We start from the raw sequence: 11,826 nt of genomic DNA on the forward strand, positions 1-11,826 counted from the left end.
AGTAATCTCAAAATTGAACCTTCAATATGCCCAACTTACTTAAAGGAAGTAAAAAATTGCTAAATGCTTGGGCTTTTTACGATTGGGCAAATTCGGTTTACAGTCTTGTAATTGCTTCAGCAATTTTCCCCATTTATTATCAGGCACTTTTTAAATCGGAAAATATAACTACAGTTTATTTATTTGGTGGAACTATTCGTAGCACTCCTTTGATTAGTTATACCACGGCAGCTGCTTTTTTGCTTGTGGCAGTTATCTCGCCTTTGCTTTCGGGAATTGCAGATTATGTGGGTAATAAGAAGAATTTTATGAAATTTTTCTGCTACCTGGGGGCGCTTTCGTGTATGGGGCTTTATTTTTTCAGTATTGAAAATATTAAAATAAGTTTACTATTTTATTTTTTTGGATTGATAGGTTTCTGGGGAAGTTTGGTTTTCTACAATTCATATTTACCAGATGTGGCATTTCCAGAACAACAGGACAGAGTTAGCGCTCGTGGTTATTCTTTAGGATATATAGGTAGCGTAATATTGTTGTTGTTTAATTTGGGAATGGTTATGTTTCCCCAATATTTTGGATTCGGAGAAGGAGGGGAGGCTAGTATGCAAGGCATGCGTTGGTCTTTTGTAACCGTTGGTATTTGGTGGATTCTCTTCAGCCAGTATTCTTTTTATTTTCTTCCGAAGGGAAATAAAAGTGGAAAAAAAGTTAGTACTAAAATAGTACTAAACGGTTTTAGGGAATTAAAAAGTGTTTACAATTCGCTTTCCGAAAACATACAGTTAAAAAGATATTTGGCCGCATTTTTTGTTTACAGTATGGCCGTACAAACGGTGATGCTTGTTGCAACTTATTTTGGGGAACAGGAAATTGCTTGGGGCGGTGATGACTCAAAAACCATGGGTTTAATTGTTAGCATATTGATTATCCAATTAGTTGCAGTTGGTGGGGCGATTTTAACGTCGCGTGCTTCAGAGAAATTCGGAAACATCCCCGTTCTTATAGTTATTAATATAATTTGGGTGCTAATTTGTATAGTTGCGTTTTTTATAGAATCACCAATTCAATTTTATGCTACCGCTGGTGTAGTAGGTTTAGTGATGGGTGGAATACAGTCACTTTCGCGTTCTACATATTCAAAGTTTTTACCAGAAACAAAGGATACTACGTCATATTTTAGTTTTTATGACGTTGCCGAAAAAATAGGAATTGTAATAGGAATGTTAATCTATGGTTTTATAGACCAAATAACAGGGAGTATGCGAAACTCCATATTGTTTCTTGTGGTATTTTTTATAACGGGCGTATTTTTGTTACTAAGAGTGCCACGAAATAAAACCAATTAAACAATTTTTGATTATGTTTGCGTTTATTACCTACAAACTACTTAATAATATGAAGAAAATGTATTTTATAAAGGGAGTGCTTTTGGCATTTCTGGCATTTCAATTTTTTTCCTGTGAAAATGAGCCTCTTACAGGCGAATTTATTCAAGAAGAGCAGAATAATGCAAATGAAGGACAATTCATAGCCCAAATTGAAGGTCAAGAATTTATTGCAAATTCTGTTACCGCAACACTTTACACTACAGATAACAAGTTGATAATTAGCGGCTTAAAACCCGGAGGAGAAGAAATAACCCTGAAGGTTGATAATCCAGAAGTTGGTTCTTTTAATTTGTCACACGGGGGAGCTAATAATAATGGGGGATATTATTTTGACGGTTCAACCAATTTAAGTCCTTATGTTTCTGCAGACTCTTTAGGTGGCTATGGCCTTATGAATATAACGGCTTTGGATGCCAGTGCATTAACAATTACAGGAACTTTTAGTTTTGTAGGATCACGTGAAAAAGTTGATGGAGACGGAAACCCAATTCTCGATGGAAATGGAGATCCAGTTATAGAAGATATAGCAATTTCAAATGGGGCGTTTAATGCAATACCTTACATAGTTGACGACACGAACGGCGGTGGTGGTGGCGGAACCGGCGATCCCAACAATGAATTTTTCGCAAAAGTTGAGGGTGTTGATTTTGTTGCAGATAGTATATACGTTAGCGAACCAATGGTGGGGGACGTACATATGATAAAAATTGAAGCCAAATCTAATACAGGTGAACTTATACGTATTGATATTCCACGTTCTCTAGGGATTGGTACTTTTAATATGGTAAACATTTCAGATGGAACAAAATTAATTGCGCTTTACAATGCTGGAAATGGAGCCGAAAACCTTACTTCAAATCCAGGAATGATTACTATTTCTGAGTTTGACCTTGAATTGGGTATTTTAAAAGCTGCTTTTTCATTTACAGGAAATGATCCATTAAGTCAGGTTCCCGATACTGTTGAAGTTACAGAAGGAAGCTTTACTGTATATTTTGAAGGTGTTCCCGGGGCAAATAATGCATTTACGGCAAATGTGGATGGCGCTTCTTATACTCCGGATGAAATTGTTATAACAACTTCTATTGTTAACCAATATCCTAGAATTACTATATCAACAACAATAGGAGACCAAAGAATGGAGCTAACTTTCCCAGCAACAGTTACTATAGGCACTTTTGATATGGGGACCGAAGTTATTGATGGAGATGAAATTGTTGCATATTACACACCACAGGTTGGAACTTCTATTACGTACGTTTCAAGTCCAGGAAGTTTGGTTATTACTAATTATGATATACCAAGCGGGTTAATAGAAGGAACCTTTAACTTTACCGGAAGAGATGGTTCAGGTCAAGATCCTTCAATTTATCAAATAACCGGAGGGGAATTTTTGATAGTTTTACCGTAAATAGAAATTATAAACCATAAAAAAGCCGCTTTTAGTTTTCTAAAAGCGGCTTTTTTAATTCAGAAAAATGTTCAATTAAATAGATTTTACCTTTCCGGAACCCATTACTTTTACGTCGTTGGAAGAAGGATTTCCCGCACAAAAAATAGAACCCGATCCTTGAATACGAGCCTTTAGACTGTTTTTTGCAAATATTGTTGAATCTCCCGAACCAGAAATATAAATTTGTGCATTTTCAGAAATAAGTTCTTTTCCTTCAAAGTTTCCACTTCCAGTAGTTTTCACTTCAACATCTGTGGCTTTTCCAGAAAGTTTCATATCGCCTGAGCCATTTAACTTTGCATCTAAAGAAGTAGCATCAATGGAGATTTTTATACCGCCCGAACCTTGAAGGTTTAAGGTAAGTGTATTATTTTTCAATATATCTTTTCCTTCAACATTTCCAGATCCACGAAGGGAGATCTCTGAAATATCCTCAAAAGGTACAGTAATCTTAATTTTTTCTGTATTTCGAAGGGATGTATTGTTTTTCATTGAGATTGTAAGTGTAGTTCCATCAGATTCCACCACAATCTTATCCTGTACATTATCTTCAGCGGTTATACTTATGTTTCCTTCAGTACCTTTTTCAAGATAAACGTCCATTGACCCTGAAACATTAATAGCGTTGTATGATTGGGTGTTTAAAGTTTTCGTTATTATATTCCCACTTCCTTTTATGGAATTATTATTTCTGTTTTGTGCATCTACTTGAAGATTCCCTATAATTAAAAACATCAAAGCGAAAGAGAATTTAGTCAGTCTGGCCATAATTTTGATTTTTTGATTTAGTATAGTTATTTCCTTTATAGACAGCTTTTTTATAAAGATGTTACACTTTCACTGAATAAAAAATTATATAACTGGCATAACTCTTGAAATATAGTATAAAGGAACAGGCAAAACGTTTGATAGCCAGTGTTCTTTCATAAATTAATCATAAACAATTTATTAATAAGACATTACCTGTGTTACCTTTGTGACACAATGTCCTAAACAAATATATGGCCAATTCAAAAGTTACATTATTAGACAAGTTGTCATTTCAGGATTTAAAGGAAGATGCAGAATTCATTCCTTTAATGTCAGCAGAAGACGAAGATGCAATGCATAAAGAGGAACTTCCCGAAATACTCCCCATTTTGCCTTTGCGGAATACAGTTTTATTTCCAGGAGTTGTAATCCCTATAACAGCTGGAAGAGATAAATCTATTAAACTTATAAATGAAACCAATAAGGGAAACAAAGTAATTGGTGTTGTTTCGCAAAAAGACGAATATGAAGAGGAACCAGGAATAGGCGATATAAACACTATTGGAACTGTGGCAAAGATTCTTCGTGTATTGAAAATGCCCGATGGCAATACTACAGTTATCATTCAAGGAAAAAAACGCTTTGAGGTTTCGGAAGTGATTACCACCGAACCTTACATGACCGCAACCATTCGTGAAGTTGCAGAAGCGCGTCCCGAAAAGGAAAGTGAGGAATTCAATGCGATTATAGAATCCATAAAGGAAATGGCGCTTAAAATAATTAAGGAAAGCCCAAATATTCCTTCGGAAGCTGCCTTTGCCATTAAAAATATTGAAAGCTCTAGTTTCCTTATCAATTTTGTTTCTTCAAACCTAAATATAGATGTTGAAGAGAAGCAGACACTACTGGAAATAAACAATCTGAAAGATCGTGCGCTGGAAACGCTTCGGTATATGAATATGGAAATTCAAAAGCTTTCGCTTCGAAATGATATTCAGTCTAAAGTTCAGAGTGATATTAATCAACAACAAAGAGAGTATTTTCTTCACCAGCAAATGAAAACCATTCAAGAGGAATTGGGCGGTTCATCTTCTGAAGAAGAAATTGAGGATATGCGCGAACGTGCAAAAGCCAAGAAATGGAGTAAGGAAGTGGAAAAACATTTCTTAAAAGAACTTACAAAAATGCAACGTATGAATCCGCAGGTCGCGGAATACAGCATTCAACGTAATTATTTGGATTTACTTTTAGAGCTTCCGTGGAATAAATACAGTAAAGATAAATTCGATTTAAAACGCGCAAGAAAAATCTTGGATCGTGATCATTATGGACTTGATGACGTAAAAAAACGAATCATTGAATATTTGGCCGTTTTGAAATTGCGAAACGATATGAAATCTCCAATACTTTGTCTCTATGGCCCTCCTGGAGTTGGAAAGACTTCTCTGGGAAAATCTATTGCTGAAGCATTGGGCAGAAAATATGTACGTATGAGTTTGGGCGGACTTCGCGATGAAGCCGAAATCCGTGGACACCGAAAAACATATATTGGGGCAATGCCTGGTAGAATTATACAGAGTATAAAGAAAGCAGAAACTAGCAATCCTGTTTTTGTTTTGGATGAGATAGATAAGATTTCGGCGGGCAATCAAGGAGATCCTTCTTCAGCAATGCTTGAAGTTCTTGATCCAGAACAAAATAATTCTTTTTACGATAACTTTTTGGAGCTTGGTTACGACCTTTCAAAAGTTATGTTTATCGCTACTTCAAATAGTTTAAGCACCATTCAGCCTGCGTTGCTAGACAGAATGGAGATTATAAATGTTACTGGTTATACGGTTGAAGAAAAGGTTGAAATTGCAAAACGCCATTTGCTTCCAAAGCAATTGAAAGAACATGGAATGAATCCTGACGCACTGAAAATTGCCAAACCACAGCTTGAAAAAATTGTGGAAGGCTATACGCGCGAAAGTGGGGTGCGTTCTTTGGAAAAGCAAATAGCGAAAATGGTTCGCTATGCTGCAATGAAAATTGCAATGGAAGAAGAATATGAAGTGAAAGTAACCAACAAAGTTATTATTGAAGTTCTTGGCGCTCCTAAAATGGAACGTGATAAATATGAAAATAATGATGTTGCTGGTGTGGTTACAGGGCTTGCTTGGACAAGGGTTGGCGGAGATATATTGTTTATAGAATCTACACTTTCTAAAGGGAAAGGCACTTTAAACATGACCGGAAATCTTGGAAAAGTGATGAAGGAATCTGCAACTATTGCACTTGAGTATATTAAATCTAACGCGGAGAAACTTGGAATTAATCCGGATATTTTTGAAAACTATAATGTTCACATCCATGTGCCTGAAGGTGCGACACCAAAAGATGGACCGAGTGCGGGAATAACGATGCTTACCTCGTTGGTTTCTCTTTTCACACAAAGAAAAGTAAAAAAATCTATGGCGATGACCGGTGAAATTACACTTCGTGGAAAAGTATTGCCGGTAGGCGGAATTAAAGAGAAAATTCTTGCAGCAAAACGCGCCCGAATTAAGGAAATACTTCTTTGTGAAGATAACAAACGTGATATAGAAGAGATAAATGCCGAATATTTGAAAGGACTCACTTTTCATTATGTAAAAGATATGAGTGATGTTTTAGATTTAGCGCTTACCAAAGAAAAAGTGAAAAATGCTAAAAAGCTTTAGCCTTTTTTAATTGATGATTTTTTAATTGGTGCTTAAAGTTTAATTATACTTTAAGCACCAATTATTTTCTATCATTCAGTATTTGTTTTTCATTGAATAGATGGAACTTCATGCAGATTTTGATATGTTCTTAAAAATTAATCATCGATGTTTCTTTCCTTTGCAAAAATAAATTATACTTGCATTCGTTTAGTTTTTAGTTACGGTAACTCGCGTCTATGACCCAAAAGGTTTTCTTAGTTGTTTCACTTTTTTTATCTCACCTTATAACGGCCCAGATAGGGGGTAAAGCAACTTATCAATTTCTGAATTTGGTAAATAGCCCCCGAATGGCAGCCTTGGGCGGGAAGGTTGTTACAAATTACGATTATGACCCCACACAGCCGTTGTTCAATCCGGCAACTATAAATCCGGCGATGGACAATCAATTATCCCTAAACTACACTAATTACATAGGCGACGTAAATTACGGCACAGCTGCATACGCCTACCTTTGGGACAGAAGGACACAGGTTTTGCATGCGGGTGTTACTTATGTTAATTACGGAAAGTTTGACGGTTATGACGAAGCAGGAAATCCCACAAGTAGTTTTAGTGGGGGAGAAGTGGCATTGTCTATTGGCCATGCCAGAAACATTGCATTTACAAATTTTCACGTAGGTGTAAATTTAAAACTTATTTCCTCTAAACTTGAAAACTATTCCTCCTTCGGTGGAGCTTTAGATATAGGCTTAATGTATGTTTATGAAGATTGGGATCTTCAAATTACCGGTGTAGCCAGAAACATTGGAACCCAGTTTACTCCTTATTTTGAAACATATGAACCACTACCTTTCGAACTAATTTTTGGAATTTCACAAACTTTGGAGAATGTTCCTATCCGTTGGCATTTCACCTTAGAAAATATGCAGCAGTGGAATGTTGCCTTTTCAAACCCATCAAGAGAACAAACAGATCTTGAGGGTAATACTCAAAAAGAAAACATTAATTTTATCGATAACTCTTTTCGGCATATGATTGCTGGAATAGAACTTTTCCCCGAAAGCGGTTTTAACATCCGTTTGGGCTATAATTTTAGAAGAGGAGAAGAATTGCGGATTGCTGAAAAACGTGCTTTTGCGGGTTTAAGCGCGGGATTTGGCATAAAACTAAATAAACTTCGGTTGAGTTATTCCTATTCAAAATATAGCACAGCCGCATCATCGAGCTTTTTTGGGCTTAACATAGACCTTCAGTAATGAAAAAAATTACCATAGCCATAGACGGATATTCTTCCACTGGAAAAAGCACGGTTGCTAAACAACTTGCAGATTATTTAGGCTATTTATATGTGGATAGTGGGGCAATGTACCGAGCTGTAACGTTTTATGCAATGCAAAACGACATTATTTCCAAAGGATATTTTAATGTTGAAAAACTAATAGAATCTCTTCCTCTAATCAATCTGAAATTTGTTAAAAATGACGATTGGAACAAAGCGCATATTTATCTTAACGGAAATGATATAGAAAAAAAAATTCGGAATCTTGAAGTTTCCGAATTTGTTAGTCCAATAGCTACTATTCACGAAGTACGTGTAAAGCTTGTTGCCCAGCAGCAACAGATGGGTTTTGAAAAAGGAGTTGTTATGGATGGTCGAGATATTGGGACCGTGGTTTTTCCAAAAGCTGAATTAAAAATTTTCATGAATGCTTCCGCACAAGAGCGTGCCCAAAGGCGCTATAAAGAACTTTTAGAACGGGGAGAAGCTATTAATTTTAATGATGTTTTAAAAAATATTGAGGAGCGTGACCATATTGATACAACTCGTCAAGATTCACCATTAGTAAAAGCTACGGATGCCATTGAAATAGATAATTCTGAAATGAACCTTGAAGATCAATTTCACACAGTGTTGCAATTGGCAAAAGACCGAATTGCTGGCCGCGTTTAAAGTCGATACTTTTTATAAAAAATCCTTTCCTCTTTTTGAAATCTTTTCTATACTTGAATCTTCAAAAATTTATAATATTATAATGGGTTCATTTCTACAAGAATTTAAAAACTTCGCCATAAAGGGCAATATGATCGATATGGCGGTGGGTATTGTTATTGGTACCGCCTTCAACAATGTTATTAGTACGATTGTAAAGAAAATAGTTATGCCGCCGCTATCTTTGCTTACTGATGATGTAAACCTATCAAACAAAAAATACATACTTCGTGCTGCAACAGATTCTGCTGAAGAAGTTGCAATTGGTTATGGTGAGTTTATGGAGGTTTTAATTGATTTCTTTATTGTTGCCTTCACTATTTTTCTTGTAATAAAAGTTATAAATCGTTTTAAGAAAAAGTCAGAAGACCCGCACGACAAAACCGTAGAAACTCCAAAAGATATTCAGCTTTTATCAAATATTGAAAGATTGATGGAAGAGCAAAATTCTTTTTTAAAGTCCAAGAGCACTACTTCAAAATAGATTTTTTTAAAGTTTCTTAAAAACAAATCTTTATAATAATAAAAGACAATCTTTTAGTAACTTTAAAGATGTTCCCAAAAAAGATTATAGCTAGTTTCCGGAAATGCAAATTTGCGTTGCTTTCTATAATTTTGTTTGTATTCATGTCTGCATTATGTGTTCTAAGTTATTATAGAACAGTTATTGATCAAAAGCAAGCTAAGCTCAGGCAATTGGAAATTGCTGGCATATTGACCTATCAGGATTTTAAAAAAATAATTAGTCACAATATTATTTCTCTGGAAGATATGCGTGACCGTATAGTTGAGAGCAATGGCAAATTCAAAACCTACTTGAAGTCTGATACGGAAAGGATTATAAAACAAAACCAGTCCATTAAATTTATAGAGTACATAGATAGCACTGGAGTTATAAACTTTGTAGCTCCTTATTATCCAAATAGAGAAGTCCTAAATTTAGACATAAAATCGGTAGGCTATCGTTACCAAAGTTGGATTGAAAATTCTAAAGATACTTTAGTAAATATAACTTCTTGGGTCAATCTCACCCAGCACGGCAAGGCTTTTTTGGTAGATGTTCCTATTTATTATAACAGCAGTTTTCAGGGAACAATATCCGCAGGCATGGATTTTAAAAGCCAATTTGATAATATAAGTTCAAAGCAAAATCTTTTCAGTGTCCTGATTAAAGATGATGTGGGAAATATTTTTTACAGTTATAATAATCCAAAAACTGAAGATTTCAAAACCGATCAAATATTTACACAAAGAATAAATCCAATTGTGGGTAGGACTGTTGGTGATTGGAAATTTGAATTTATGTTTTATTCCAATCAAGAGTTAAGAGCGACTACATTGCAGAATTACATATTGGCACTGGGTATTTTTTTATCATTTCTTATTGGGTTATTAGCCTATTTCTTTTTACTGGCAAAAAGGCAATCTCATCGGTATAAACTCATGAATCAGAAACTCCAGATGCTTAATGAAGAAATTGAAAAAGAACGACGCAGGGCGGAAGATGCTTCAGTGGCAAAAACACAGTTTCTTTCAAACATGAGCCATGAAATTAGAACTCCATTAAGTGCGATCTTAAGTATTTCTGAAATATTAGAAGGCAAACAACTTTCAACGAGTGAAAAAGAATTTTTAAAATTAATGCAAAATTCATCAAGAATATTATTGAATCTGGTCAATAATATTCTTCATATAGATAAAATTGAATCTGGCACTGTAGAGCTGTCAAAGGAAGTTTTCAGTCCCTTTATTACACTCCAAAGAATTGTGGATATTTACGCTCCAACCGCAAAAATTAAAGGCATTGAAGTAAAAACAAATTTTGCGAGTATTATAAATCCAAAAAACGTACTCGGTGACGTTTCGCGTACCGAACAGATTTTTACTAATCTTATAAGTAATGCTACGAAATTTACGGAAGAAGGGAGTATCGAAGTTTTTTACGAGGAAAAGTTACAAAATGGTAGGCTGAAAATAAATTTGAAAGTGGCTGATTCGGGTATAGGAATTGACCCTTCCAAAATTGATGCTATTTTTGAAAGATTTAAGCAACTGGATTTTGGAATCACCAAAAAACATCAAGGCAGCGGCCTAGGTTTAGCTATAACAAAAACTTTGGTAGAGTTGATGGGAGGAAAAATTGGAGTACAAAGTAAAGAGGGGGAAGGATCTACTTTTACGGTTTCACTAGATTTCCACAAAGTTAAGAATCGAGGTGAAAATAAAAAATTAAGGCAATACAGGAATTTAAGTCATTTAAATGTTTTAATTGTTGATGATAATCTTTTGAACCAAAAAATCTTGGCAAAGATACTTTCAAAAAACCAAATTTCTCCTGATCTGTCATCGGACGGGGACGATGCTTTACTTAAATGCGCTTCCCGCCATTACGATCTTATTTTTATGGACGTTCACATGCCTGGAAAGGATGGATTTGAAATTGTACAACATTTGCGAAAGATTGATAATACTTCAGTAATACTTGGGTTTTCTGCAGATGTAACCAAAGAAGCCATTGAACGTGGGATTAAAGCAGGCATGAACGACTATCTTACTAAACCAGTTGAACAGGAAACGTTATTCAATATTATGAACAAATACTTTTCTTGAAGCAGTTATAAAATCACTACAGACAGGTTTTTTATTCATTCCATACATTTAGAATTCATAGGAACAAAATCAATGAAAACAATGCCTAATATTGTTATAGGGCATAAAACCTTACTCAATCTTCTTGGCAGTTGCTTTACTCGTTTTGATTTTGCCAACCTCACTGAATTCAAAGGTGTACTTATTCTTGTTAGTTGTTAGAATTTTGATGAGAATCGCTTTCTTTTCAGCCTGATTTTTTGGGTTTATTTTTTTCAAGACATATTCGCAGTCATTGATCCATCTAATAGTTGATGAGTCAGTTTTGCCTTGATAGAAATCTATTTCAAGAGAGTCATTCCTAATAATGGTGGTTTTGAAAACTTCTGTACCTGAAAGCGCTTCAAATTCAAATGTTCCTGTCTTAAAATCTGAGCAATCTCGATCGGTCTCATAACAGCTACTTAAAAAAAGGCAAGAAAAAATTATTATAAAAAAGCGCATCGTTTGATTTTTGGCAAATTTCAGAAAAATTAGCGAAACCACTCAATTTTCGTATACATTAAAACTGCCATCCTTGTAAAAAATAACAATCTTTTCAATTTGCTTTGTAGTTTGATTAAGTTGTGCAGTTTTCTTTTCAATTATATTATTTTCCTCAGAAAAAAGGTCCTTTGGTTTTTCTGTCTCAATAGCCATCTTTTGTTTTGAAGACACGGTGGTTGTTTTATTTTCCGAAGTAGAAGGGAAGTTTCCCTTTCCAAATAATAGCCAATTCATTTCTACATCTGGAAATTTTTGTAAAAGTTTCATTACAAATTCAAGACTTGGTTTATTTCTTCCAGATAATAAATGTGAAATAGTGGAGCGGTTAAAAGCTATTTCTTCCGCAAAAGCAGCAGCTGTTAGATTGTAATAATCTAATATTTTCTCAAGCCTTTTTACAAAATCCATACTGTTTACCATTGTAGC

The 11,826-nt window shown here is 34.9% G+C and carries 10 protein-coding genes; 7 read left to right on the forward strand and 3 right to left on the reverse strand.

What is annotated here, in order from left to right:
- Nucleotides 1-26: 26 nt before the first annotated feature.
- Together AEQU1_RS14085 and AEQU1_RS14090 are read left to right on the forward strand one after the other, a co-directional pair.
- Entirely contained in the window at nt 27-1,346 is a 1,320-nt protein-coding gene (locus AEQU1_RS14085; RefSeq protein ID WP_111882121.1) for an MFS transporter, read from the forward strand.
- Nucleotides 1,347-1,359: 13 nt separating this feature from the next.
- Entirely contained in the window at nt 1,360-2,799 is a 1,440-nt protein-coding gene (locus tag AEQU1_RS14090; protein ID WP_220092320.1) for a DUF6252 family protein, read from the forward strand.
- Nucleotides 2,800-2,874: 75 nt separating this feature from the next.
- Here the strand turns inward: AEQU1_RS14090 and AEQU1_RS14095 are convergent, their stop codons facing one another.
- Nucleotides 2,875-3,609, reverse strand: a complete 735-nt coding sequence (locus tag AEQU1_RS14095; RefSeq protein ID WP_111882124.1) for a head GIN domain-containing protein — start codon at nt 3,607-3,609, stop codon at nt 2,875-2,877.
- A gap of 233 nt (nt 3,610-3,842) precedes the next feature.
- Between AEQU1_RS14095 and lon the strand changes: the two genes are divergently transcribed.
- The 5 genes from lon to AEQU1_RS14120 all read left to right on the forward strand — a co-directional run bounded on the left by lon (nt 3,843) and on the right by AEQU1_RS14120 (nt 10,875).
- A complete protein-coding gene (gene lon / locus AEQU1_RS14100) occupies nt 3,843-6,293 on the forward strand; it encodes an endopeptidase La (protein WP_111882126.1) in 2,451 nt (816 codons plus the stop codon).
- Nucleotides 6,294-6,511: 218 nt separating this feature from the next.
- On the forward strand, nt 6,512-7,531 hold the full coding sequence (porQ, locus tag AEQU1_RS14105; protein ID WP_111882128.1) for a type IX secretion system protein PorQ: 1,020 nt from the start codon (nt 6,512-6,514) through the stop codon (nt 7,529-7,531).
- Nucleotides 7,531-8,226: a (d)CMP kinase gene (cmk, locus tag AEQU1_RS14110; protein WP_111882129.1), complete on the forward strand. Its 696-nt coding sequence runs from the start codon at nt 7,531-7,533 to the stop codon at nt 8,224-8,226. The genes porQ and cmk overlap by 1 nt, the downstream gene beginning before the upstream one ends.
- A gap of 82 nt (nt 8,227-8,308) precedes the next feature.
- Nucleotides 8,309-8,749: a large-conductance mechanosensitive channel protein MscL gene (gene mscL / locus AEQU1_RS14115; protein ID WP_111882225.1), complete on the forward strand. Its 441-nt coding sequence runs from the start codon at nt 8,309-8,311 to the stop codon at nt 8,747-8,749.
- Between the two features lie 212 nt (nt 8,750-8,961).
- Nucleotides 8,962-10,875 carry an ATP-binding protein gene (locus AEQU1_RS14120; protein ID WP_181566787.1) on the forward strand — a complete coding sequence of 638 codons (1,914 nt, stop codon included), beginning with the start codon at nt 8,962-8,964 and terminating at the stop codon, nt 10,873-10,875.
- Between the two features lie 111 nt (nt 10,876-10,986).
- Here the strand turns inward: AEQU1_RS14120 and AEQU1_RS14125 are convergent, their stop codons facing one another.
- Together AEQU1_RS14125 and AEQU1_RS14130 are read right to left on the reverse strand one after the other, a co-directional pair.
- Complete coding sequence (locus AEQU1_RS14125; RefSeq protein ID WP_111882226.1) at nt 10,987-11,358, reverse strand: DNA topoisomerase IV; 372 nt, start codon at nt 11,356-11,358, stop codon at nt 10,987-10,989.
- A gap of 42 nt (nt 11,359-11,400) precedes the next feature.
- Nucleotides 11,401-11,808, reverse strand: a complete 408-nt coding sequence (locus tag AEQU1_RS14130) for a helix-turn-helix transcriptional regulator (RefSeq protein ID WP_309300266.1) — start codon at nt 11,806-11,808, stop codon at nt 11,401-11,403.
- Nucleotides 11,809-11,826 lie beyond the last annotated feature (18 nt).

Origin of the sequence: Aequorivita sp. CIP111184, from assembly GCF_900489465.1 — a bacterium.
Lineage (GTDB): Bacteria > Bacteroidota > Bacteroidia > Flavobacteriales > Flavobacteriaceae > Aequorivita.

Coding starts and splice junctions, on each gene's coding strand:
- porQ (WP_111882128.1), top strand. CDS start 6,512: ATGACCCAAAAGGTTTTCTTAGTTGTTTCACTTTTTTTATCTCACCTT.
- AEQU1_RS14130 (WP_309300266.1), bottom strand. CDS start 11,808: ATGGATTTTGTAAAAAGGCTTGAGAAAATATTAGATTATTACAATCTA.
- cmk (WP_111882129.1), top strand. CDS start 7,531: ATGAAAAAAATTACCATAGCCATAGACGGATATTCTTCCACTGGAAAA.
- mscL (WP_111882225.1), top strand. CDS start 8,309: ATGGGTTCATTTCTACAAGAATTTAAAAACTTCGCCATAAAGGGCAAT.
- AEQU1_RS14095 (WP_111882124.1), bottom strand. CDS start 3,609: ATGGCCAGACTGACTAAATTCTCTTTCGCTTTGATGTTTTTAATTATA.
- AEQU1_RS14085 (WP_111882121.1), top strand. CDS start 27: ATGCCCAACTTACTTAAAGGAAGTAAAAAATTGCTAAATGCTTGGGCT.
- lon (WP_111882126.1), top strand. CDS start 3,843: ATGGCCAATTCAAAAGTTACATTATTAGACAAGTTGTCATTTCAGGAT.
- AEQU1_RS14125 (WP_111882226.1), bottom strand. CDS start 11,358: ATGCGCTTTTTTATAATAATTTTTTCTTGCCTTTTTTTAAGTAGCTGT.
- AEQU1_RS14090 (WP_220092320.1), top strand. CDS start 1,360: ATGTTTGCGTTTATTACCTACAAACTACTTAATAATATGAAGAAAATG.